Genomic DNA, 23901 nt, shown 5'->3' on the forward strand with positions numbered 1-23901 from the left:
GGGTGACGGGCCAAGGGCCCTACCGATCATGGCAGTTGACGTCCGGATGCGACCGGATTCCGGGGTACCGGGCGAATCGGGCGGCGGTGCGCCGCTACCGTCGTAGCGTGAAGGCCATTCGTCGGTTCACCGTGCGCCCCGTCCTCCCGGAACCCCTGCGACCGCTCAGCGACCTGGCGCGTAATCTGCGCTGGTCCTGGCACGCCGAGACCCGCGAACTGTTCCACGCCATAGCCCCCGCCGGTCGCCGCCGGGCGGGCCTGGACCCCGTACGGCTGCTGAGCACCGTCTCCGCCGAGCGGCTCGCGGAGCTGGCCGGGGACCGCAGATTCCTGCGCCGGCTCGGCGCGGCCGCCGACGACCTGCAGGACTACCTCTCCGGGCAGCGCTGGTACCAGAGCGCCCAGCAGAGCGGCCGGGACGGCCGGCTGCCCGAGGCCGTCGCCTACTTCTCGCCCGAGTTCGGCATCACCGCCGCGCTGCCCCAGTACTCGGGCGGTCTCGGCATCCTCGCCGGCGACCACCTCAAGGCGGCCAGCGACCTCGGCGTACCGCTCATCGGGGTCGGCCTGCTCTACCGGCACGGCTACTTCCGCCAGTCGCTGTCCCGCGAGGGCTGGCAGCAGGAGCACTACCCGGTGCTCGACCCCAACGAACTGCCGCTCGACCTGCTGCGGGAGGCCGACGGGTCGCCCGCCCAGGTGGCCCTCGCGCTGCCCGGCGGGCGGCGGCTGCGGTCGTCCGTCTGGGTGGCCAGGGTCGGGCGGGTACCGCTGCTGCTCCTGGACTCCGACGTGGAGGAGAACGGCCCGGGCGAACGGGACGTGACGGACCGGCTCTACGGCGGGGGCAGCGAGCACCGCCTGTTGCAGGAGATGCTGCTGGGGATCGGCGGGGTGCGGGCCGTCCGGACGTACTGCCGGCTGACCGGCCACGCCGTACCCGAGGTGTTCCACACGAACGAGGGGCACGCGGGCTTCCTCGGCCTGGAACGCATCCGCGAGCTGGCGGACGCCGGCCGCGAGGGCGGCCCCGGCGGGACGGGCGGGCCCGTCGGCCTCGACTTCGACGGCGCCCTGGAGACCGTGCGCGCCGGGACGGTCTTCACCACCCACACCCCCGTCCCCGCCGGCATCGACCGCTTCGACCGCGAACTGGTCGCCCGGCACTTCGGTGAAGCGGCGGAGCTGCCCGGCATCGACGTCGAACGGATCCTCGCGCTCGGCCTGGAGACCTACCCCGGCGGCGAGCCCAACTGCTTCAACATGGCGGTGATGGGCCTGCGGCTGGCCCAGCGGGCCAACGGCGTCTCCACCCTGCACGGCCGCGTCAGCCGGGAGATGTTCGCCGGGCTGTGGCCAGGCTTCGACCCGGAGGACGTACCGATCACGTCGGTGACCAACGGGGTCCACGCGCCCACCTGGGTGGCGCCCGAGGTCTTCCGGCTCGGCGCACGCCAGATCGGCGCGGGCCGCACCGAGGACGCGCTCTCCGTCGGCGACTCGCGACGCTGGTCGGCGGTGGCCGACATCCCGGACGCGGACGTCTGGGACCTGCGCCGGGTGCTGCGCGAACAGCTCGTCGAGGAGGTACGGCGCCGGCTGCACGTCTCCTGGCGGCAGCGCGGCGCCGGGGCCGCCGAACTGGGCTGGATCGACGGCGTACTGGACCCGGAGGTGCTCACCATCGGGTTCGCCCGCCGGGTGCCGTCCTACAAGCGGCTCACCCTGATGCTGCGCGACCGCGACCGCCTGATGGAGCTGCTGCTGCACCGCGAGCGGCCGATCCAGATCGTGGTGGCGGGCAAGGCCCACCCGGCCGACGACGGCGGCAAGCGCCTCGTGCAGGAACTGGTCCGCTTCGCCGACGACCCGCGGGTACGGCAGCGGCTGGTCTTCCTGCCCGACTACGGCATGGCCATGGCGCAGAAGCTCTACCCCGGCTGCGACGTCTGGCTGAACAACCCGCTGCGTCCGCTGGAGGCATGCGGCACCTCCGGTATGAAGGCGGCGCTCAACGGCTGTCTGAACCTGTCCGTCCTGGACGGCTGGTGGGACGAGTGGTACGAGCCGGACTTCGGCTGGTCCATCCCGACCGCCGACGGCCACGCCACCGACGAGGACCGGCGCGACGAACTGGAGGCCAACGCCCTGTACGAGCTGCTGGAGCAGCGGGTCGCGCCGCGCTTCTACGACCGCGACGAGGCCGGCGTCCCGCAGCGCTGGGTCGAGATGGTCCGGCAGACCCTGGTCAATCTGGGGCCGAAGGTGCTGGCGGGGCGCATGGTGCGGGAGTACGTGGAGCGTCTGTACGCGCCCGCCGCCCGCTCCCAGCGAGCCCTGACCCCGCAGGCCGCGACCGAACTGGCGGCCTGGAAGACCCGGGTACGGGCCGCGTGGCCGCAGGTCGCGGTGGACCACGTGGAGACCGGGGCCCTGGTGGTGGACCGTGCGGAGCACGCCGGCGTGCCGGGCGCCCCGCCCAACGGCAGCGCCGAACTGGGCGCCACCCTGGCGCTGCGGGTCCGCGTCGCGCTCGGCGAGCTGGCCCCGGACGATGTCGAGGTCCAGGTCGTCTCGGGCCGGGTGGACGAGTCCGACCGGATCACGGACGCCACGACCGTGCCGCTCAAACCGACCGGCGGTCCGGACCTGGAGGGCCGCTGGCTCTACGAAGGCCCGCTCGCCCTGGACCGCACCGGCTCCTTCGGCTATACGGTCCGCGTCCTGCCGGCCCACCGGCTGCTGGTCTCCGCGGCCGAGATGGGCCTGCTGGCGGTGCCCTCGGAGACGACGGGCGAGGAGGCCGGGGTGCTGATGCGCTGACGGGCGGCCGCTGTCCGTACGGGCCGGGGCGCCGCGCTAGGGCGTGCGGTGCCCCGGTGGGCGTTCCAGGGGTGTTCCGGGTGTTCTGCGGGCATTCCGGGGGAGTTCCGGGGTGTTCTGCGGGCGTTCCGCGGGGCCGTGGACGCGCGGTGGGTGTTCCGTGGGCGTCACGGGCGGGCCGCGGGTCAGCGACCGGCGGCCACCGGCTCCGGCTCCGCCCCTGCCGCCGGCCCCGGCTCCGGACCTGCCCCCGTCGCCCGGCCGGGAGCCCGGAACGTGCGCCGGTACACCTGCGGTGAGACACCGATCGCGGCGTGCAGATGCTGGCGCAGGGACGCGCCGCCGGCGAAGCCGACCTGCCCGGCGACCAGGTCCACCGGCAGGTCGCTGGTCTCCAGGAGCTGGCGGGCGCGCAGCAGCCGCTGCTGGATGAGCCACCGCCCGGGGCTCAGGCCGGTCTCGTCGCGGAAGCGGCGGTTGAAGGTGCGCAGACTCATCCCGGCGTGCCGGGCCAGCCGGGTCAGCGTCAGCGGCTCGTCCAGGTGCTCCAGGGCCCATTGCTGGGTGGCGGCCGTGCCGGTCGCGGTCGGCGCGGGCACCGGCTGTTCGACGTACTGGGCCTGGCCGCCGTCGCGGAACGGCGGCACGACACACTTCCGGGCCACGTGATTGGCCAGCGCGCCGCCGTGGTCCGCGCGCACCACGTGCAGGCACACGTCGATGCCGGAGGCGGCGCCGGAGGAGGTCAGTACGTCACCGTCGTCGACGAAGAGCACGTCGGGGGTGAGCCGGACCTGCGGGAAGCACCGCCGGAAGTCGTCGGTGAGCTGCCAGTGCGTGGTGGCCGGGCGGCCGTCCAGCAGCCCGGCGGCGGCCAGGACGTAGGCGCCGGTGCAGATCGACACGATGCGGGTACCGGGCCGGATCATCGCCAGTGCGGCGGTCACCGCGCCGGGCAGCTCGGTACGGACGTGGTCCGGGGCGATGGACGGGACGACCACGGTGTCGGCGGTGCGCAGGATCCCGGGGCCGTGCTCGACGGTGATCGAGAAGTCGGCTCCGCAGCGCACCGGGCGCCCGTCGGCCGAGCAGGTCAGCACCTCGTAGTGGCCGTCGGCGGCACCGAAGACCCGCCCCGGGATGCCGAGTTCGAACGGATAGACGCCCTCCAGGGCCAGGACCACCACACGGTGCGTACGTCGCATGGCACGATTCTATCGGAAGGTGGCCATCGTGCCATTGTCGCGGCTTCCGGGGCCGGTGATGCTGGACGGCATGAGCGAACACACCATGCGTGCCATCAGCCAGGACGTCACGGGCGGCCCCGACGTACTGAAGGAGACCGAACTCCCGCGGCCCGAGCCGGGCCCCGGCCGGATACTGATCGCGGTCCGGGCCGCCGGCGTGAACCCCACCGACTGGAAGCACCGCGCGGCCGGCCTCTTCGTCAAGACGCTGCCCCGCGTCCTGGGCTGGGACGTCTCCGGCGTCGTCGAGGCGGTGGGCCTCGGCGTGACGGTGTTCGCACCGGGTGACGAGGTCTTCGGGATGGTCCCCTACCCGTACGGTGTCGGCACCCACGCCGAGTACGTCGTCGGCCCCGCGCGGGCGTTCGCGCGCAAGCCCGCCGCTCTCGACCACGTCCAGGCGGGCGCCCTGCCGCTGGCCGCGCTCACCGCCCACCAGGCCCTGGTGGACACCGCGGACGTACGGCCCGGACAGCGCGTCCTGATCCACGCGGCCGCCGGCGGCGTCGGCCACCTCGCCGTACAGATCGCCAAGGCCAAGGGCGCTCACGTGATCGGTACGGCGAGCGCCGCCAAGCACGACTTCCTGCGCTCGCTCGGGGCCGACGAGGTGATCGACTACCGGGAGACCGACTTCGCCGAGGCCGTCGGCCCGGTCGACGTCGTGCTGGACACCATCGGCGGCGACACCCTCACCCGCTCCCTGGACGTGGTGCGCGAGGGCGGCACGGTCGTCTCGATCCTCGTCGGCAGCACTCCGGAGGACGAGGCGAAGGCCGCCGCGCGCGGGGTCCGCCTGGCCCTGCTGATCGTGGAGGCCGACCACGCGGGCATGCGCGAGATCGCCGCCCTCGCCGAGTCCGGCGCGCTGCGCGCGCACATCGCCGCGACCTTCCCCCTGGAGGAGGCCGCGAAGGCGCACGAGATGGGCGAGACCGGCCGTACGCAGGGGAAGATCGTCCTTGAGGTGAAGTGACGGAGCGGTGCTTCGGCCGCCGCTGCGTCGGCCGGTGCCGAGGGACGGTGTCCTTCGGCACCGGCCGGCCGTGCCGCCGCCTCGTGGCCGCCCTGCGGCGCCGGCCCGGCGGCATGGGAAGGGCGGTGTCCGAAGGGAGGTTGGGAGCCTCCGGACACCGCCCGGTCGTGGGGACGCGCTGCCCCGGGAGGCCGGCCCTCAGGGGCCGGCCGGTACCGCGCTCACTTCACCGCGACGCCCGTCCACGCCGCCTCGACGCCCTTGACCTCGGCGCTGTCCGCGCCGTACAGGTCGGTGGCCGCCTTGACGGTCGCCTCACGGGCGGCCTTGTAGTCGGTGTTGGAGGTCATGTACGTGGTCAGGGCCTTGAACCAGATCTTCTCGGCCTTGTCCCGGCCGATGCCCTCGACCTTCTTGCCGTCCGCGGTCGGGCTGTCGTACTTGACGCCGCCGATCTCCTTGGCGCCGCTGCCCTCGGCCAGCAGGTAGAAGAAGTGGTTGGCGATGCCGGAGGAGTAGTGCACGTCGACGTTGCCGGCGTCCGGGCTCCAACTGTCCAGGGACTGGCCGTCCTTGGAGGGCTTGTCCATGTAGCGCAGCGGCTTGCCGTCACCGGCGATGTCGACCTTCTCGCCGATGAGGTAGTCGCCGGCGTCCTCCTTGTTCTTGGCGAAGAACTCCACGGAGGTGCCGAAGATGTCCGAGGTGGCCTCGTTCAGGCCGCCCGACTCGCCGCTGTAGGTGAGGTTGGCGGTGGCCGAGGTGACGCCGTGGCTCATCTCGTGCGCCGCGACGTCGATCGAGGTCAGCGGCTTCTTGTTGCCCTCACCGTCGCCGTAGGTCATGCAGAAGCAACTGTCGTCCCAGAACGCGTTGGAGTAGTTCTGGCCGTAGTGGACACGGGAGGTCGCGCCCTTGCCGTCGCCCTTGATGCCGGCGCGGCCGTGCACGGTCTTGTAGTAGTCCCAGGTGAGCTGGGCGCCGTAGGCGGCGTCGACGGCGGCGGTCTGCGGGTCGTCGGCCTTGCCGTTGCCCCACTTGTCGTCCTCGTCGGTGAACAGCTTGCCCTCGCCGCTCTGACTGCCGCTCAGGTTGAACGTCGAGTGGCCGCCGCGCGCGTCGTCGGTCAGCTCGAAGCCGCTGCCGCCCTTCTTCGAGCCGATCTCGACCGAGCCGCTGTAGGCGCTGGTGCCCGCGCCGTTCTCGATGCCCTGGTACTGGAAGATCTTCTTTCCGGTGCCGGCGTCGGTGATGACGTGGAGCTGGTTGGGCGTGCCGTCCTTCTGGAAGCCGCCGACCACGGTGTCGTACGCGAGGACCGGCTTGCCGGACGCGGCCCAGACGACCTTCTTGGGCGTCACGGCGGCGGCCTGCTTGGCGCCGAACGACTTCGCGGTGCCCTGGGCGGCCTGTGCCGCGGCCTTCGGGGCGATCTTCGGGGTGGTCGAGGCGATGGCTATCTTCGCGGTGTTGGCCTGGGTCGTGCTCTTGACCGCGCCGCCCTTGGCCCGGTGCACGATCAGGTCGCCGCCGAGGACGGGCAGTCCGGCGAAGGTGCGGTCGTAGCGGGTGTGGGTGGTGCCGTCGGCGTCCTTGACGACGTCCTTGACGACGAGCTTCTCCTGGGCGCCCAGGCCCAGTTCCCGCGCTGCCCGCTCCTTGGTGGCGCTCGCGTCACGCAGCAGTTCGGCGCGGTGCGAGGCGGTCATCTGGACGGGCGAGGCCGCGGTGGCTCTGGCGGTGTCGGGGCCTGTGGGGGAGGCGCCCGCGGTGCCGGCGGTGACGGCTGCGGCGACCAGGGCGCCGGCCGCTGCCAGCGTGGTGCCGGTGATACGTGCCTTACGGGAAATGTGGGGGGACACGCGTGCTCCTTCGACTTTGCCGGGGGTGGGGGTGCAAAGCGATGCGGGTGTGACTTGAGGGGGAAGACTGCCATTCGAACGCGTGCATGTCAGGAGGAGGTCCCGAAGTTGGCGCGAAATCGTCCGTAGAGCGAACATCACTGTTCGTATGCCGGAGCCGCACACAAAGAAACGGGCGTCGCCCCAGGTGAGGAGCGACGCCCGGTCGAACGGAAGGCTGGAACTGCCCGGCCGGCCGCGGCGGTTGGCCCGCGCGCGGCCCGCCGTCACCTCAGAAGGTCAGCTTCCAACTGTTGATGTAGCCGGTGTCCTGCTGGTAGACGTCCCGGACCCGCAGGTTCCAGGTGCCTTCCGCGGCCTCCGAGGAGGCGTTGACGGTGTACGTCGTCTTGACGTTCGCCGCCGAGTCGGCCGCGTCGGAGTTCTTCAGCCGGTACGCCGTGCCGTCCGGGGCCACCAGGTCGATCACCAGGTCACCGCGGTAGGTGTGGACGATGTCCACATCCACCTTCAGGGCGCTCGGCGCGTTGCCGGCCCGGGCGACCTTGACCGGTGAGTTGACCGCGGTGCCCGCGTCCGGGATCTGTACGTCGTCGAGGTTCTCGAAGACGTCACCGCCGCTGGCCGGCTTCACGGTCCAGGTGAAGCTGGTGGTCCCGGTCTTGTTGGCGGAGTCGGTGACGGTGACCGTCACATTGCCGGTGCCCGCGGTGGCCGGGGTGCCCGAGATCAGCCCGGAGTCCTGGTTGATGGTCAGCCCGGCCGGCAGTCCGGTGGCCGCGTACTTCAGCGCGCCCGCGTTGCTGCTGCTGGCCTTGATCTGCAGGCTGGCGGGCTGGCCGACGGTGCTGGTCTGGTTGCCCGGGTTGGTCACGCTGACCCCGGCGTCCGGGACGCGCTGGCCGACGTTGACCGCCGCCCAGGTGTTGGCGACCGTGTTGTACGTGGCGCTGCCCTGGCCGAACAGCTCGGCGGCCGCGGCCAGTGTCGCGGTGCGGGCGCCGGCGTAGTTGGTGTTCGCGTTCATGTGCTTGGTCAGCGCCGCGAACCAGATCTTCTCGGCGTTGGCCCGGCCGATGCCGGGTACCGGCTGGTTGTCGTAGGTCGGGCTGTCGTAGTGGACGCCGTTGATGTCCTTGGGCCCGCTGCCCTCGGCGAGCAGATAGAAGAAGTGGTTGGCGACGCCGGAGGAGTAGTGGACGTCGATGCCGCCGATGCCGGAGTACCAGTAGTCCTTGGAACGGCCGTCCTTGCTGGGCTTGTCCATGTAGCGCAGCGGCGTGCCGTTGCCGTTGATGTCGATTTCCTCGCCGATGAGGTAGTCACCGACGTCGCTGGGGTTGTTGGCGTTGAACTCGACGGCGGTGGCGAAGATGTCCGAGGTGCCCTCGTTCAGGCCGCCGGGCTCGCCGCTGTAGGTGAGGTTGGCGGTGGCCGCGGTGACGCCGTGGGTCATCTCGTGCGCCGCCACGTCGATGGAGGTCAGCGGCTTGACGTTGCCGCTGCCGTCGCCGTACGTCATGCAGAAGCAACTGTCCTGCCAGAACGCGTTGACGTAGTTGTTGCCGTAGTGCACCCGGCTGTACGCGCCGACCCCGTCGCCCCTGATGCCGCTGCGGCCGTGCACGTTCTTGTAGTAGTCCCAGGTCAGCGCCGCGCCGTAGTGCGCGTCGACGCCGGCCGTCTGGGCGTTCTGCGGGGTGCCGTCACCCCAGACGTCGTCCGCGTCGGTGAACAGCGTGCCGGTGCCGGAGGTGCCGCGGTTGAGGTTGTAGGTCTTGTGGTTGCCGCGGGTGGTGTCCGTCAGCGTGTACGAGGGCGCGGTGCCGAGCGGGACCTGGCCGCTGTACATGCTGTTGCCGGTGCCCTCCTGGACAGCCTGCCACTCGGTCAGCTTCTCGCCGGTGGTCGCGTTCGTGACGACGTGCAGCTCGTTGGGCGTGGTGCCGTCCTCCTGGACGCCGCCGACGACCGTCTCGTACGCCAGGACCGGCTTGCCGTCGGCGACCCAGACGACCTTGCGCGGCTCCTGGGCCTCGGACTTCTTGGCTCCCTGCGCCTGCGACGCCTTGAGCGCCTTCTGCTCCGCGGCGGCCGGGGCGAGCTTCGGGGTGGTGGTCGGCACGTCGAGCTGCGAGCGCACCGCCTTGGTGACGCCGCGTACCTTCCCGTCGGGCGTCTCGTGGACGACCAGCCCGCCGCCGAGTACCGGCAGCCCGGCGTAGGTGCGCTCGTAGCGGGTGTGCACGCTGCCGTTGACGTCCTTGACGACGTCCTTGACGACCAGCTTCTCCTTGGGGCCGAGCTGGAGCTGCCGCGCCGTCCCGGCGGTGGTGGCCCTGGCCTCCCGCAGCAGTTCCGCACGCTGTGCCGGGGTCAACTTGGCGGGCAGCGCGCCCGCGTCGGGCCGTGCGTGGGCCTGGCCGGGCCGGGGAGCGGCGGCCGTGCCGGCGCCTGCCTGCACGGTCACGGTCAGCATCGCGGCCAGGGCGACCACGGCGCCGGTCGCGACGGCGCGCCTATGGGGGGTGCGTCTCACACTGACTCCTTCTGCGGTGGCCGCGACCGGTGGGTGGGCGGCCGAGGGGGACCGGGCGGCGGAGTGGCCGTCCGGGCAGAGCGAGGCAGAACACGTGGAACGTGTGGGGGGAGGCACCAGGTGCGGGTGGTCCGGGCTTGCGGGCGTGGAGCGGCGAGCGGGCCGTGGGTGCGGAGTGGTGCACTGTGGGGCTCCGCGGAACGGATGCGGGGAAGAGTGCCACCTGAGAAGGGCGATTGTCAGTGGGCGGTCAATAGTTGGCCGGAAAACGTCCGTAGAGCGGGGGCCCGGGTCCGTATACAGGACGTGACGGTACGCCCGACCCCCCCGGGCCCCCGGGCGGCCTCCGACACCACGGCGCCGTGACACGTACGCACCCACCGGGCACATACACGCTCAGCACACCGATCGTTCTCCGGCGCGGCGCCGAACCGCGCTCTTCGGCCACCCGCGTTCACCGCAGGCCCGCCCGCCGTGGCCGGAACGGGGAAGCGGCGGGGCGACCGCGCCCGGCACGACCGGCCGGTCCGCCGCTCTACCAGGGGACGGGCTCGCCGAACCGGTCCAGGAATCGCAGGCCGGGGGCGCCGGCCTGGGCTTCGAGGACGTCGACGACGGCCGGGACGCTCTCCTGGGGGCTGAGTGGCGCGTCGGGCCCGCCGAGCCGGGTGCGGTTGTGGCCGGGGTCGAGGAGCAGCTTGGTGTGTCCGTCGTCGGCATGCCGGGTGGCGTAACTGCGCATCAACTGGTTGAGCGCCGCCTTGCTGGCCTTGTACAGCTCGTAGCCGTCCTCGGTGTTGCGCGAGACGCTGCCCTGGTCGGAGGACATCACCGCGACGGTCCCACCGGGCGCGACCAGTGCGCGGAGGGCCTCCAGGGCACGCAGCGGGCTCAGCGCGTTGGTGGTCATCACCTCGGTGAACATCTCCGTCGAAACCTTGTCGATCGGCAGATCGCCCCGGTCGATCGCGGCGTTGACGAAGAGCAGGTCGAGGGGGAGGCCGTCGAGGCGCCGGCGCAGCGCGGCCAGTTGCTCCGGGCTGGTCATCTCCAGCGTCTCGACCCGCAGTTGCCCGTTCGAGGCGGCGGCACGCGCGTGCAGCTCGCCGCCGTCCCGGCGCGCCGTGGCGATGACGTGCCAGTCGCGCCGGACGAGTTCGCCGGCGAGGACGAGCCCCAGCCCTCGGGAGGCTCCGATGACGAGGGCTCGGCGGGGGGTTGTCGCGGACACCTTGACTCCTTCGTAGCAGGAACCCCTGAGATTAGACGCAACGTCGCGTCTAGACAATGGGGTGACGGCCGCCGCGGGTAGGGTGTCGCGTATGCCCGCCGCCGACTCCCCGCCCCGCAGGCCGCGCTCCGGCAACCGACGCGACGAAGCCGCCCGCCTGGCCGTGCTGCACGCCGCGGACGATCTGCTCGTCGAGCACGGCTTCGGCGGCCTGACCGTCGAGGCGATCGCCCGCCGGGCCGGCGTCGCCAAGCAGACGATCTACCGCTGGTGGCCCTCGAAGGTCGAGATCCTCCTCGACACGCTCATCGAGGACAGCGACAAACACCTCCCCGTACCGACGGAGCGGCCCACGGCGGCGAGCATCCGCGGCTACCTCCGCGACTTCGCGCGCTTCCTCACCCGCGACACCGCCGGCCAGGTCCTGCTCGCGCTCCTCGCCGAGGCGCAGCACCACCCCGACACCGCGCGGAGTTTCCACGACCGCTACCTCGGCCCACGCCGTGACCTGGAACGCGACATGCTCGCGCGCGCGATCGAAGCCGGCGAGATCTCGCCCGGCCTCAGCCCCGCCGCCGCGATCGACGCCCTGGTCGGCCCGATCGTCTACTGCGCCCTGACGGGGACGGGCGTCCCGCGCGGCCTGGTGGACACCCTGGTCGAGGACCTCCTCAAGCCCCGCTCGGACTGAACCGCCGCCCGGCTCCCCGCCCGGCTTTTCGCCCGGTTCCCCGTCTGGCTCCCCGCCCGGCTTTTCGCCGGCCCCGTCGGTCCGGTCAGCCCCGTCGGCCCGGTCGGGACCTCGGCCGCCGCGGCCGGGCGCCCCACCGGCTGATGCGCGCGGTACCCGTGATGTGAGCATTCCGCCCCACCGCCCGGGCCGTCGGCCCGAACCTCCCGTAATCGGCTGGCGCCGCGCCCTGCCGCGGCGGGACGATGCCCAGTGCCCGGGCCGACGCGGTCCTCCGCGACCGCCCTCACGTCTGACGGAGCCCGCCGCCCTGATCGGCGAAGAGCCCTCCCCGGAGGCGGAGTCCCTGTCGGCCCGGATGCGCGCCGCCTGGACCACGTTCGCCACCCACGGCGACCCCGGCTGGCCCGCCTACGACACCACCCGCCACCCGCCCCAGCTCTTCGACATCCGCCCGACCGTCACCCCGTACCCGGATCAGGACTCCCGCCCGATCTGGCAGGATCACGTCTTTCCCGCATTGACGCTGATGGGAAGGTGACGTCCGTTCGAGTCAGTCGGCGTACTCCCGCAGCAGCGCGATCATGTGGCGGATCTTCTGCACGGCGTCTGCCGGGATCGGATCCGGATTGAAGTGCATCAGGTCATTGCGAATCTCGCGCAGCTCGTCGATCCGCTTCACAAAGACTTTCCGGTCCAGCGGCCAGCCCAGGGCTTCCCATGAATCCTTGTTCTGGAGAATGCGCTGGTAGTCCCCGATGGACAGATCATCGAAAGAACTGATGTCGCGATCTCCGTCCGGCGAGCACAGTGCGGCGGCGTGTTCCACGTCGAAGACATCGGAGAGGATTCTCCGCAGCCTTTGATCGAGTTCGCCGATCAGGAAGAACGGCGTGGCCATCGCCCCGTAAGCCGCGGCCACGTCGTTGGCCGTGACGATGCCGGAAACCGCGTTCGCCTGGTCTCTGACCAGGACAAAGTCGAAGTCAGCGAGCAAGGGCAGGACGTCGACCAGATGTTGGTCGTACGTGACGTCGCGCGCTTTGATGATCGCCCTGGAAAATGGGGCGTTCGGGTCCGCGTGCCGCGCCCGGGCAATCGATTCCCAGGTGACGGCGCCGCGGAGGTTGCGAGTTCCGGCCAGAACCGCGAGTTGTGAATAGCCGTTGACCGCCATCTCTGTGATGGCTTCCTCGAACGTCGCCGACGGGGAGACCGAGACGACGCCGGCCATCGCCGACGGCAGGTTGCCGACCGTCAGGCCGAGGCTGTGGTCACCCTCACCTTCGGGGGCGGGTTGTGTTGTCGCGGCGCTCTGCTCCGGTTCTCGCCCGCCCCCCACGCCCGTCGGGGCGATCACCAGATCCACCTGGGCGTCGAGGTGCACCGCCGTGAAATCGGGCAGCGTCGCCAGGCTGTGGTTGTCCAGTTCGGCGACGACCTGCTGACTGATCAGGTAGTCACGCCTTTCGGCACCCCACCAGCTCAGGAGATCCCGAACCGTGAGGCTGACCGGGCGCCCGGCTTCCGCCCCCTCCCTGGCCTTCTTCAGCTTTTCGTGGCGGACGGTGGAGGTCTGCACCGTGACTTCGTCCGATGCCTGCGCGGCCACCGAGTCGAGGAGCCGCTGACGCAGCGCGTCCAGTGTCGTGCCGTCGTCCAGGGCCCAGGCATGCCAGCCGTCGAAGGAGCCGCTGCCCACCGCCGCTATGGCCGCACTGGACGGAGACTTGAATTGCTGCCCGTCGACCAGCTCGATCAAGTGATCCTTCGATACACGTGCAGCGTGTGTCTCGCCGATGCGAGGCCGCTCAAAGGTGAGCTGTGCACCGGTCTCCAGAAGACCGGCTGCCACGAGATCGGAGATGCTGACGCGCCGCCCCGCCAGCAGATAAGAAGCTCTTCCCTCGGCGTCACTCGTATCGGAAACGCCCGAAATGCCTGTCATGCGCTTCTCTCCCCAGGCTCGTCCCGCGCTTGTGGTCGGCCCACGGGCTCGGTGCTTCCTGAGGCGTGAGCCCCCAGCGCGACAGTCGAACCGATTATCGCGGGATTTCGAAGAAGCGCTCAAGGATCGGAAGACTTGCTCCTTCAGCCCCGAGGGCCCGGCTGAGGGCACACCACGTCCCAGGAGCGGCGTGACATCGTTGCGTAGTCGCGAACCCGGAGGCGGCCGAGCGCGTCACCCCACGCTTTCCCGCCAAGCCTCGTGCAGGGCCGCGTAGTGGCCTCGGGCCGCTGTCAGTTCGGTGGGGGTGCCGTCCTCGATGATGCGGCCGTCGGACATCACCAGGACCCGGTCGGCGGTCTCGACCGTGGACAGGCGGTGGGCGATGACCACGGCCGTGCGGCCGCGCAGGACCGTGTCCATGGCGTGCTGGACCGCGCGTTCGCCGGGGATGTCGAGGGAGCTGGTGGCCTCGTCGAGGATCAGCACGGCCGGGTCGGCGAGCAGGGCGCGGGCGAAGGCGACGAGCTGGCGCTGGCCGGCGGAGATCCGGCCGCCGCGCTTGCGTACGTCGGTGTCGTACCCGTCGGGCAGGGCCGCGATGAAGTCGTGCGCGCCGATGGCCCGCGCGGCCCGTTCGACCTCCTCGCGGGTGGCGTCGGGGCGGCCGATGGAGATGTTCTCCGCGACCGTTCCGGAGAACAGGAACGCTTCCTGGGTGACCATGACCACCGAGCGGCGCAGCTCGACGGCGGACAGGTCGCGCAGGTCGACGCCGTCCACCCGGACGCTGCCGGCGCTCGGGTCGTAGAACCGGGCCAGCAGCTTGGCCAGGGTGGACTTGCCGGCGCCCGTGGAGCCGACCACGGCGACCGTACGGCCCGCGGCGAGAGTGAGGTCGAAGCGCGGCAGCACCTCGCCGCCGGTGCGGTAGGCGAACCGGACACCGTCGAAGGTGACCTCGCGGCCCGGCCGGGAACCCGGCCGGGCCGGCAGCGGCAGCGGATCGGCGGGCTCCGGGACGCTCGGGCGCTGGGCGAGCAGCCCGGCGATCTTCTCCAGCGAAGCGGCGGCGGCCTGGTAGGAGTTGAGGAACATGCCGAGGCGGTCGATCGGGTCGTACAGCCGGCGCAGGTAGAGGACCGCCGCCGCCAGCACGCCCAGGGCCAGGCTGCCCGCGGCCACCCGGTACGCGCCCCACAGGACCAGCGCGGCCACCGCGACGTTGGCCACCAGGCGTGAGGAGATGACATACCGGGCCATCTCCAATATCGCGTCACCGTTGGTGCGTTCGTGGCGGCTGTTCAGGCGGGCGAACGCCGCGTCGTTGGGTCGCTCGCGCCGGAACGCCTGCACCGGGCGGATGCCGTTGATGGTCTCCGCGAACTTCACGATGACGGCGGCCATCGCCGACGACTTCACGCTGTAGACGCGCCGGGACCGGCGTCGGAAGGAGCGTACGAGCAGGTAGAGCGGCCCGGCGGTGGCGACGGCGGCGGCCCCCAGGCCCCAGTCGAGGTAGAGCAGCGTCACCGTGATGTAGACCGTGGCCAGGACGATGGAGATCAGCTCCTGGAGGCCCTCGTTCAGCAGCTCGCGCAGCGCCTCCACGTCGGTGGTGGCGCGGGATATCAGCCGTCCCGAGGTGTAGCGCTCGTGGAAGTCCAGGCTCAGCGCCTGACCGTGCCGGAAGATCCGGCCCCGCAGGTCGAGCAGGACGTCCTGGCTGATGCGCGCGGAGAGCCGGACGAAGACGTACTGGAGCCCGCCGCCGGCCGTCGCGCACAGCAGGTAGGCCGCCGCCACGGCGATCAGCGGGCCGTGGTGGCCCGCGCGCAGCGCCGGGACGGCGTGGTCGATGGCGAAGGCGACCAGCAGCGGTCCGGCCTGTACGGCGGCCTGCTGGAGCATGAGGAGGACGGCCGCCGCCCAGGCGGCGCGCGTGTGCGGACGCAGCAACGAGCCCAGCAGGCCGCGGGAGGCGCCTTTGGCGGTGGGCAGGAGGTCCTGCGCGAAGACGTCGGGGGCGGGAGGGCCGGAAGGGCCGGAAGGGTTGGAGCGGTCGGAAGGGGCGGAACGGTCGGCCGGCGGTGGGGAAGGCGGCTGGGGCCGGTTGTCGCCGTCCGGCGCGTCACCCGTGGCCGTACCGGCACCTGTGCTCGTGGTCATCGCACGCTCTCCCCTTCGCGCCGGGCGGTGCTCCGGTCGTCCGCGGCGCCGGACATCAGCGCCGCGTACTCGGCGTTCTCGCGCAGCAGTTGGTGGTGGCTGCCGACCGCCGCGATCCGGCCGCCGGACAGCAGCGCCACCCGGTCGGCGAGCAGGACCGTGGACGGGCGGTGGGCGACGACCAGGGCGGTGGTGGTCGCCAGCACCTGCCGCAGCGCCGCCTCGACCAGCGCCTCCGTATGGACGTCCAGGGCCGACAGCGGGTCGTCCAGGACCAGGAAGCGGGGCCGGCCGACCACCGCGCGGGCCAGTGCGAGCCGCTGCCGCTGCCCGCCGGACAGGCTCAGCCCCTGTTCGCCGACCTCGGTGTCGGTGCCGTCGGGGAGCGCGTCCACGAATCCGTCGGCCTGGGCGACGCGCAGGGCCCGCCGGAGGTCGTCGGGACCGGCGCCCTCTCCGCCCATCAGGACGTTCTCCGCGGCGGTCGCCGAGAACAGGGTCGGCTCCTCGAAGGCCACCGCGACCCGGGCCCGCAGCTCGTCGCGGGACAGCGCCGTGATGTCCGTGCCGTCCAGGGTGATCCGGCCGCCGGTCGCGTCGTAGAGCCGGGGGACGAGCGCGGTGAGCGTGGTCTTGCCGCTGCCGGTCGCACCGACCAGTGCCATCGTCTCGCCGGGACGGATGTGCAGGTCGATCCCCCGGAGGGTGGGCGGGGCGCCGGCGGGGGCGTCCGGGTAGCGGAAGGTGACGGCGTGGAAGGCGAGGCCCGCGGATTCGGGGGTGGTGTCGGCCGCGAGGTCGGCGGTTCGGGGGGTGGGGCCGGTTGTGTGGTCCGTCGTTCCGGAGCCGGTGTCGGTGTCGGCTGTGTGGTCCGTCGCTCCGGGGCCGGTGTCGGCTGTGGGGGCGGCCCCGTCCGTCCGTCCCGTCGCCTTCCAAGTGTCGTCCCGGTCCGCGACCGGCTCGTCCAGGACTTCGAAGTACCGGTCGGTGGCCGCGGCCGCGTCGTTGCTCATCGCCAGCAGGAAGCCGATCGACTCCACCGGCCACATCAGGGCCAGCGCCGTGGACAGGAACGCCACGAGGGTGCCGGCCGACAGGTCGCCGTCGGCCACCTGGACCGTACCGAGTACGAGGGCCGCTCCGACGGCCAGCTCGGGCAGCGCCATGATGAAGGACCACAGGAAGGCCAGCAGCCGCGCCTTGCGCAGCTCGGTCGTGCGCAGCCGCGCCGTCAGGGTCCGGAAGGCGCGGGCCTGGCTGCGGTGCCGGCCGAACCCCTTGATGATCCGGATGCCGAGGACCGACTCCTCCACGACCGTGGTCACGTCGCCGACCTGGTCCTGGGCCCGGCGCGCGGCCACCGCGTACTTCGCCTCGAAGACCGAGCACAGCGCGATCAGCGGCACGATCGGCGCCAGCAGCACCAGCCCCAGCGACCACCGCTGCACCAGCAGGATCGCGCAGCCCACCAGGATCGTGGTGGCGTTGACGAGCAGGAACGTCAGCGGGAACGCCAGGAACAGGCGCAGGAGCTGAAGGTCCGTGGTGCCCCGGGACAGCAGTTGGCCGGAGGCCCAGCGGTCGTGGAAGGCGACCGGCAGCCGCTGCACGTGCCGGTACAGACTGTCGCGCATCGTGGCCTCGACGCGCGCCAGCGGCCGCGCCACCAGCCAGCGCCGCAGCCCGAACAGGCCCGCCTCGGCGAGGCCGAGCAGGAGCAGGTACCCGCCGCCCAGCCAGGCCCCGCCCGGGTCCCGGTCGGCGATCGGCCCGTCCACGAGCCATTTGAGGACCAGGGGGATGACCAGCCCGATGCAGGACGCGAGCACCGCCACGAACGCCGCCGTGAACAGCCGCGCCCGCACCGGCCGTACGAACGGCCACAGGCGCAGCAGGGAGCGCACGGCGGAGCGTCGGGCCGCCGTACGCCGCCCGTCGGCGGGGGCGGCGGCGGGTCTGTCGGGCTGCTGCTGTCTCGTCACCTTCGGTGTCTCGGCCATCAGCACCGAGAGTACGGCTCACCACTGACATCGCTCATCGGCTTTTCGCCGCGTCCCGAGCGGCGGTTGGGCAGCGGTGAGGCCAGCCCGCCACCACGCGCAACAACAGCACCGTCCGCTCGGGAACGGTGAGCCGGGCCCCGGCGCGCAGTACGGTGCCGGGCGGCTCGTCCTGGTCCTCGCGGTAGGTGTCGACGACCAGCTCGTACGCGTCGGCCCAGGGCGGCCCCGGGAGGGTGCAGGCGACCGGGCGGTGGCCGGTGTGCAGGACGGCGAGGAAGCTGTCGTCGACGACCGGGCGGCCTTCGGGGTCGCGCTGCGGGATGTCGGTTCCGGAGAGGTACATGCCGAGCGTGGAGGTGGGCGCGTACCAGTCCTGTTCGGTCATCTCCGTGCCGCGCGGGGTGAACCAGGCCAGGTCGCGCAGGCCGTCCGGGCGCTGCGGGCGGCCGGAGAAGAACGCCCGGCGGCGCAGTACGGGGTGGTCGCGGCGCAGCGCCATCAGCCGGGACGCGAGGGTGGCGAGGGCCCGCCATCCTGGGTCGTCCAGGAGCGACCAGTCGACCCAACTGGTCGCGTTGTCCTGACAGTAGGCGTTGTTGTTCCCGCCCTGCGTACGGCCCATCTCGTCGCCCGCGACGAGCATCGGCACCCCGGTGGACAGCAGCAGCGTGGTGATCATGTTGCGCAACTGGCGGCGGCGCAGCGCCTGTACGGCGGGGTCGCCGGTCTCGCCCTCCGCGCCGTGGTTCCAGGAGCGGTTGCCGTCCGTGCCGTCCCGGTTGCCCTCGCCGTTGGCCGCGTTGTGCTTGTGCCCGTAGGAGACCAGGTCGCGGAGGGTGAAGCCGTCGTGCGAGGTGATGAAGTTGACCGAGGCGTACGGGCGGCGGCCGCCCCACGCGTACAGGTCGCTCGACCCGGAGAGCCGGTAGCCGAGGTCGCGTACGTCGGAGTGGGCGCCGCGCCAGAAGTCGCGCACGGTGTCGCGGTAGCGGTCGTTCCACTCCGTCCACAGTGGCGGGAAGGCGCCGACCTGGTAGCCGCCGGTGCCCACGTCCCAGGGTTCGGCGATGAGTTTGACCCGGCGCAGCACCGGGTCCTGGGCGATCACCGCCAGGAACGGCGAGAGCATGTCCACGTCGTGCATGGAGCGGGCCAGCGCCGCCGCGAGGTCGAAGCGGAAGCCGTCCACGCCCATCTCGGTGACCCAGTAGCGCAGCGAATCGGTGATCAGGCGCAGCACGTTGGGCTGCACGACGTGCAGGGTGTTGCCGCAGCCCGAGTAGTCGGCGTAGCGGCGGCTGCCGTCCGCCAGCCGGTAGTAGCCGCGGTTGTCGATGCCCCGGAAGGACAGGGTGGGGCCCAGCTCGCTCGCCTCGGCGGTGTGGTTGTAGACCACGTCGAGGACGACCTCGATGCCGGCGTCGTGCAGGGCCCGCACCATCCGCTTGAACTCGCCGACCTGCTGGCCGCGGGTCCCGGAGGCGGCGTAGGCGGCGTGCGGCGCGAAGTAGCCGATGGAGTTGTAGCCCCAGTAGTTGCGCAGGCCGCGGCGGAGCAGGTGGTCCTCATGGGCGAACTGGTGCACCGGCATCAGCTCGACGGCGGTCACGCCGAGGCGGGTGAGGTGGGATATCGCGGCCGGGTGCGCGAGGCCGGCGTACGTGCCGCGCAGCTCCTCGGGGATGCCAGGGTGGAGCATGGTGAAGCCGCGGACGTGCGTCTCGTACAGGACGGTGTCGGACCAGGGCGTCTTGGGCCGCCGGTCGTCCATCCACTCGTCGCCGCCGTCCTCCGGGTCCTCGTCGGCGACGACGACGCCCTTGGGGACGTACGGTGCCGAGTCGCGGTCGTCGCGCACGGTGTCGGCGACGTGCTGGTGCGGCCAGTCACGGACGTGTCCGTACACCTGGGCGGGGAGGGTGAACTCGCCGTCCACGGCGCGTGCGTACGGGTCCAGGAGCAGCTTGGCCGGGTTCCAGCGGGCGCCGGTCCACGGGTCCCAGCGGCCGTGCACCCGGTAGCCGTAGCGCCGGCCGGGCCGGACGCCGGGCAGGAAGCCGTGCCAGATCTCGTGTGTCAGCTCGGTGAGCGGGTGGCGGGTCTCGCGGTCCTCGTCGTCGAAGAGGCACACCTCGACGGAGTCCGCGCCGCCCGCCCACAGGGCGAAGTTGGTGCCCGCCACGCCGTCGGGGCCCGTACGGTAGCGGGCCCCGAGCGGCTGCGGGCTGCCGGGCCGTACCGGCACGGGAAGCGGAACGTCCCGGTCCGCCGGGTCCCGCGCGGTGGCGGGGCCGGGCTGCCGGGCGGGGGGTACGCGGACCCGGTGGCCGTTGACGGGCGCGGCGCCGTTCCCGGGCTCCGCGCCGTTCGCGGCGTCCGGTGTGCGCGCGGGCCCGGGCTCCGTGCCCCCGGGCGGCCTCGTACGTCCGGGCTCGGCGCCGTCCCGCTGTCCGCTCCGCAGGCCGTCCTCGCCCCGCACGTCCTGTACCGACTCCTGCTCGGGTGCGCTCGACACAGGCCAGCCTCCCGCGGCTCATGGCTCGGTCGGACGGGGCCGCGCGGCGCCCCGGCCGCGCGCCGGCCCGTCCTCCCCTGTGTTCTTCCCGCAACGGGCCGCCGCCTCACGTTTCCTCGGCGCCGGGGGCCTCGTTGGTCTGACCGTGACCTATCGCGGCGTGACATATCAGGACATGGAGCGGCCGGTCCTCGTACGGCGGGCTCCCGGGCGGGCCGCCTCCGTACCGGCGCCCCCCACGCGGCGGCCCCCGGTGGGGAGCCGTCCGGCACGGCCGCCCCACCGGGGCCGGGGGCCGTCCTCCGTGACGGCCGCCACCGTCGCCGTCCTCACGGCCGTCGTGGCGCTGGCGGGCTGCGGGTTCCCCGAGGCGGTGACCGGGGGCAAACCGCGGTCGCCGAAGGAAGCGATCAGGGTGACTCCGCAGGACGGCGCGAAGGACGTACGGCCCGGGGACCGCATCGCCGTACGGGTGCCGGACGGGCGGCTGGAGCGGGTCGCGGTCAGCCGGATCGAGGACGACGGGAGTACGCCGGTGCCGGGCCGGATCACCCCGGACGGGCTGAGCTGGCGCCCCTTCGGGACGGCCCGCCTCGCCCCGGCCGCCCGCTACACCGTGGACGCGGTGGCGCTGGACGGGCACGGCCGCCGGTCCGCCCGCCACACCACCTTCACCACCTACGTACCGCCGCACCGCCTCGTCGGCTTCTTCACGCCCGAGCACGGCGCCACCGTCGGCACCGGCATGATCGTCTCGCTGGAGTTCAACCGGCCGGTCGCCGACCGGGCGGCCGTCGAGCGCGCCGTCTCCGTCACCGCCCGGCCCGCCACCGAGGTCGCCGCCCACTGGTTCGGCGCCCGCCGCCTGGACTTCCGGCCGCGCACCCGCTGGCGGCCCGGTACACAGGTGACCATGGACCTGCGGCTGCGGGGCGTCCGGGCCGCTCCCGGGGTGCTCGGGACGCAGCGCAAGCAGGTCCGGTTCAGGATCGGCCGGGATCAGACCAGCCGGGTTGACGCGGCGGCGCACACGATGACGGTGTGGCGCGGCGCCCGGCGGCTGGCCACCCTCCCGGTGACCGCCGGCAGCCTCACCAGCCCCACCTACAACGGCAAGATGGTGATCCTGGAGCGGCACCCGGTGACCCGCATGGACGGGGACACGGTGGGCTTCGGCGGCGAGTACGACATCCCGGACGTGCCGCACGCGCTGCGCCTGACCACGTCGGGAACGTTTCTGCACGGCAACTACTGGGCGCCTCAGCGGACCTTCGGCGGCGCCAACACGAGCCACGGCTGCATCGGGCTGCGGGACACCCAGGGCGGCGGCCCGGACACCCCGGCCGGCTGGTTCTACGACCGGTCGCTGGTCGGTGACGTCGTGGAGGTCGTGAACTCCCGGGACCGGATGGTCGCGCCCGACAACGGCCTCGGTGGCTGGAACATGCCGTGGCAGATGTGGCGCGCGGGCTCCGCGCTGCGGTGAGAGGCACCGCGACGCGAAGACGTTTCCGGCCGACTTCGGGGCGAACCGGACTCCCTTTCGTGCGATCCCGCCCCACGCATATCACTTGAGGCCGAACGGTGACATCGCCGGGTGAAGCCACTGTCAGTGGGGTGTGGTTACCTATCGGCTGAGCGTGCGTGGGTAGATATGCGCGTACGGGGGATTGCGGGCCGGGCGAGGGAGCAAAGGGGCCAGTCGTGAACGTGCAGCAGGGGCAGCCGGTGCCGGGGGAGCGGCGGGCAGGACCGTCGAGGAGCGGCGGGATGCTCGCCCTGCTGCTGTCGGCGCTGCTGATACTGGCCACCGCCTGCGGAGGCGGTGGCGACCACGAGCGCGGCGGCACCGACGCGGACAAGCAGCCCTCGCAGGCCGTTGTGACCATCACGCCCAAGGACGGCGCGAAGGATGTGGCCACCGACGGCGCCCTGAAGGTCAGCTCCTGGCGGGGTCGGCTGACGTCGGTCAAGGTCCAGGACGACAAGGGCAATCCGGTCGCGGGCAAGCTGACCGGCGGCTCGGTCTGGCAGCCCACCGGCAAGCTGCGGGCCGCCACGACGTACAAGGTCGACGCCGTCGCCGTCGACGACCAACTGCGCGAGTCCGCCCGGCACGCGACGTTCACCACCCTGGTGCCGGAGAACACCTTCGTCGGCCGGTACACCCCGGAGGACGGCCAGACCGTCGGCGTCGGCATGCCGGTCTCCCTCAACTTCACCCGGGGGATCACCGACCCCGAGAGCGTCGAGAAGGGCATCAAGGTCACGGCCGAGCCCTCGGTGCCGATCGTGGGCCGCTGGTTCGGCAACGACCGCCTGGACTTCCGCCCCGAGAAGTACTGGGCCCCCGGCACGAAGGTCACGCTCGACATCGACCTCAAGGGCGTCGAGGGCCGGCCGGGCGTCTACGGCACGCAGTCCAAGCGCATATCCTTCACGATCGGCCGCAGCCAGGTGAGCACGGTCGATGTGCAGGCGAAGGAGATGTCCGTCGTCCGCGACGGCAAGAAGATCAAGACGATCCCCGTCACCGCGGGCGGGCCGGGCACCGAGACGTACAACGGCCAGATGGTGATCAGCGAGAAGCACGAGGTCACCCGGATGAACGGGGAGACCGTCGGCTTCGGTGGCGAGTACGACATCGCGGACGTGCCGCACGCCATGCGGCTGAGCACCTCCGGCACGTTCATCCACGGCAACTACTGGTCCGGCAGGTCGACGTTCGGCTCCCGCAACGCCAGCCACGGCTGCATAGGCCTCTTCGACCAGCGCGGCGGCGGTGACAGTTCGACCCCGGCCGCCTGGTTCTACGCCAACTCGCTGATCGGCGACGTGGTCACGGTCAAGAACTCCCACGACGAGACGATCGCGCCCGACAACGGCCTCAACGTGTGGAACATGTCCTGGGAGAAGTGGCGGTCCGGCCGGTAGTCCGCGGTCCCGCTCCAGGTGCCCGCCGCCGGCGCCCCGGCTGTTGACCGAAGGGCGCCGGTCCGTGCCGCGTTAACGCGGACTAACCTGCCCTCATGACTGTGAACTTCGAGGTCGCCGAGGGCGTCGGCACCATCCGCCTGGACCGCCCGCCGATGAACGCACTGGACGTCGCCACCCAGGACCGGCTGCGCGAGCTGGCCGAGGAGGCCACCCGCCGTGACGACGTGCGCGCCGTCGTCATCTGGGGCGGCGAGAAGGTGTTCGCGGCCGGCGCGGACATCAAGGAGATGCAGGTCATGGACCACCCGGCCATGATCCAGCGGGCCAAGGCCCTGCAGGACTCCTTCACCGCCGTGGCGCGCATCCCCAAGCCCGTGGTCGCCGCCGTCACCGGGTACGCGCTCGGCGGCGGCTGCGAGCTGGCGCTGTGCGCCGACTTCCGGATCGCCGCCGACAACGCCAAGCTGGGTCAGCCGGAGATCCTGCTCGGCCTGATCCCGGGCGCCGGCGGCACCCAGCGCCTGGCCCGGCTCGTCGGCCCCTCCAAGGCCAAGGACCTGATCTTCACGGGCCGCCAGGTCCGGGCCGAGGAGGCGCTCTCACTCGGGCTGGTGGACCGGGTCGTGCCCGCCGCCGAGGTCTACGAGCAGGCGCACGCCTGGGCGGCCCGGCTCGCGGCCGGTCCCGCCATCGCGCTGCGGGCCGCCAAGGAGGCCGTCGACGCGGGCCTGGAGACCGACATCGACACCGGTCTGACGATCGAGCGCACCTGGTTCGCGGGCCTCTTCGCCACCGAGGACCGCGAGACCGGTATGCGCAGCTTCGTGGAGGAAGGCCCGGGTAAGGCCAAGTTCCGCTGAGGCAGGGGTGGTTGGCGGTGCTGTTGGTCTCCGGTCGACGGCCGGTGCCTCGTGTGGGGGAATCGGGGAAATCGTCGGGACACCCCGGGGGGTCTCCG

General features: G+C 72.2%; 15 protein-coding genes. 7 read left to right on the forward strand and 8 right to left on the reverse strand.

What is annotated here, in order from left to right; all coding sequences use genetic code 11:
• Window positions 1–107: 107 nt before the first annotated feature.
• Complete coding sequence (gene glgP / locus ACH4EB_RS26195) at window positions 108–2825, forward strand: alpha-glucan family phosphorylase (RefSeq protein ID WP_398350176.1); 2718 nt, start codon at window positions 108–110, stop codon at window positions 2823–2825.
• A gap of 185 nt (window positions 2826–3010) precedes the next feature.
• Here the strand turns inward: glgP and ACH4EB_RS26200 are convergent, their stop codons facing one another.
• Window positions 3011–4030 carry a GlxA family transcriptional regulator gene (locus ACH4EB_RS26200; RefSeq protein ID WP_398350178.1) on the reverse strand — a complete coding sequence of 340 codons (1020 nt, stop codon included), beginning with the start codon at window positions 4028–4030 and terminating at the stop codon, window positions 3011–3013.
• Between the two features lie 85 nt (window positions 4031–4115).
• On the opposite strand from ACH4EB_RS26200, the gene ACH4EB_RS26205 reads away from it, so the two are divergent.
• Window positions 4116–5048: an NADP-dependent oxidoreductase gene (locus ACH4EB_RS26205; protein ID WP_398350304.1), complete on the forward strand. Its 933-nt coding sequence runs from the start codon at window positions 4116–4118 to the stop codon at window positions 5046–5048.
• Between the two features lie 221 nt (window positions 5049–5269).
• On the opposite strand, the gene ACH4EB_RS26210 is transcribed toward ACH4EB_RS26205, so the two are convergent.
• The 3 genes from ACH4EB_RS26210 to ACH4EB_RS26220 form a co-directional block, all read right to left on the reverse strand.
• Complete coding sequence (locus ACH4EB_RS26210; RefSeq protein WP_398350180.1) at window positions 5270–6910, reverse strand: M4 family metallopeptidase; 1641 nt, start codon at window positions 6908–6910, stop codon at window positions 5270–5272.
• Window positions 6911–7181: 271 nt separating this feature from the next.
• Window positions 7182–9449: a M4 family metallopeptidase gene (locus tag ACH4EB_RS26215; protein ID WP_398350182.1), complete on the reverse strand. Its 2268-nt coding sequence runs from the start codon at window positions 9447–9449 to the stop codon at window positions 7182–7184.
• A gap of 535 nt (window positions 9450–9984) precedes the next feature.
• Window positions 9985–10680 carry an SDR family NAD(P)-dependent oxidoreductase gene (locus tag ACH4EB_RS26220; RefSeq protein ID WP_398350184.1) on the reverse strand — a complete coding sequence of 232 codons (696 nt, stop codon included), beginning with the start codon at window positions 10678–10680 and terminating at the stop codon, window positions 9985–9987.
• Window positions 10681–10771: 91 nt separating this feature from the next.
• Between ACH4EB_RS26220 and ACH4EB_RS26225 the strand changes: the two genes are divergently transcribed.
• Window positions 10772–11371 carry a TetR/AcrR family transcriptional regulator gene (locus tag ACH4EB_RS26225; RefSeq protein WP_398350186.1) on the forward strand — a complete coding sequence of 200 codons (600 nt, stop codon included), beginning with the start codon at window positions 10772–10774 and terminating at the stop codon, window positions 11369–11371.
• A 358-nt stretch (window positions 11372–11729) separates the two neighbouring features.
• Complete coding sequence (locus ACH4EB_RS26230; RefSeq protein WP_398350188.1) at window positions 11730–11912, forward strand: hypothetical protein; 183 nt, start codon at window positions 11730–11732, stop codon at window positions 11910–11912.
• A 12-nt stretch (window positions 11913–11924) separates the two neighbouring features.
• Here the strand turns inward: ACH4EB_RS26230 and ACH4EB_RS26235 are convergent, their stop codons facing one another.
• From ACH4EB_RS26235 to glgX, 4 genes are all read right to left on the reverse strand, one after another.
• On the reverse strand, window positions 11925–13319 hold the full coding sequence (locus ACH4EB_RS26235) for a CBS domain-containing protein (RefSeq protein ID WP_398350189.1): 1395 nt from the start codon (window positions 13317–13319) through the stop codon (window positions 11925–11927).
• A gap of 234 nt (window positions 13320–13553) precedes the next feature.
• A complete protein-coding gene (locus ACH4EB_RS26240; protein ID WP_398350191.1) occupies window positions 13554–15488 on the reverse strand; it encodes an ABC transporter ATP-binding protein in 1935 nt (644 codons plus the stop codon).
• The gene (locus ACH4EB_RS26245) at window positions 15485–17488 is read right to left on the reverse strand and encodes an ABC transporter ATP-binding protein (RefSeq protein WP_398350193.1); all 2004 of its coding nucleotides are present in this window, start codon (window positions 17486–17488) and stop codon (window positions 15485–15487) included. Before ACH4EB_RS26245 ends, ACH4EB_RS26240 begins: the two co-directional genes overlap by 4 nt.
• A 34-nt stretch (window positions 17489–17522) precedes the next feature.
• Window positions 17523–19736 carry a glycogen debranching protein GlgX gene (gene glgX, locus ACH4EB_RS26250; protein ID WP_398350306.1) on the reverse strand — a complete coding sequence of 738 codons (2214 nt, stop codon included), beginning with the start codon at window positions 19734–19736 and terminating at the stop codon, window positions 17523–17525.
• A 574-nt stretch (window positions 19737–20310) separates the two neighbouring features.
• Between glgX and ACH4EB_RS26255 the strand changes: the two genes are divergently transcribed.
• From ACH4EB_RS26255 to ACH4EB_RS26265, 3 genes are all read left to right on the forward strand, one after another.
• Window positions 20311–21492: an Ig-like domain-containing protein gene (locus ACH4EB_RS26255; RefSeq protein WP_398350195.1), complete on the forward strand. Its 1182-nt coding sequence runs from the start codon at window positions 20311–20313 to the stop codon at window positions 21490–21492.
• Window positions 21493–21776: 284 nt separating this feature from the next.
• Entirely contained in the window at window positions 21777–22940 is a 1164-nt protein-coding gene (locus ACH4EB_RS26260) for an Ig-like domain-containing protein (protein WP_398350308.1), read from the forward strand.
• 95 nt (window positions 22941–23035) lie between these two features.
• Complete coding sequence (locus tag ACH4EB_RS26265; RefSeq protein ID WP_398350197.1) at window positions 23036–23803, forward strand: enoyl-CoA hydratase/isomerase family protein; 768 nt, start codon at window positions 23036–23038, stop codon at window positions 23801–23803.
• Window positions 23804–23901: the final 98 nt, after the last annotated feature.

Origin of the sequence: Streptomyces sp. NPDC018045, from assembly GCF_044327445.1 — a bacterium.
Classification (GTDB): domain Bacteria; phylum Actinomycetota; class Actinomycetes; order Streptomycetales; family Streptomycetaceae; genus Streptomyces.

Coding starts and splice junctions, on each gene's coding strand:
- ACH4EB_RS26200 (WP_398350178.1), bottom strand. CDS start 4,030: ATGCGACGTACGCACCGTGTGGTGGTCCTGGCCCTGGAGGGCGTCTAT.
- ACH4EB_RS26245 (WP_398350193.1), bottom strand. CDS start 17,488: ATGGCCGAGACACCGAAGGTGACGAGACAGCAGCAGCCCGACAGACCC.
- ACH4EB_RS26235 (WP_398350189.1), bottom strand. CDS start 13,319: ATGACAGGCATTTCGGGCGTTTCCGATACGAGTGACGCCGAGGGAAGA.
- ACH4EB_RS26265 (WP_398350197.1), top strand. CDS start 23,036: ATGACTGTGAACTTCGAGGTCGCCGAGGGCGTCGGCACCATCCGCCTG.
- ACH4EB_RS26240 (WP_398350191.1), bottom strand. CDS start 15,488: ATGACCACGAGCACAGGTGCCGGTACGGCCACGGGTGACGCGCCGGAC.
- ACH4EB_RS26230 (WP_398350188.1), top strand. CDS start 11,730: ATGCGCGCCGCCTGGACCACGTTCGCCACCCACGGCGACCCCGGCTGG.
- ACH4EB_RS26260 (WP_398350308.1), top strand. CDS start 21,777: ATGCTCGCCCTGCTGCTGTCGGCGCTGCTGATACTGGCCACCGCCTGC.
- ACH4EB_RS26225 (WP_398350186.1), top strand. CDS start 10,772: ATGCCCGCCGCCGACTCCCCGCCCCGCAGGCCGCGCTCCGGCAACCGA.
- ACH4EB_RS26205 (WP_398350304.1), top strand. CDS start 4,116: ATGCGTGCCATCAGCCAGGACGTCACGGGCGGCCCCGACGTACTGAAG.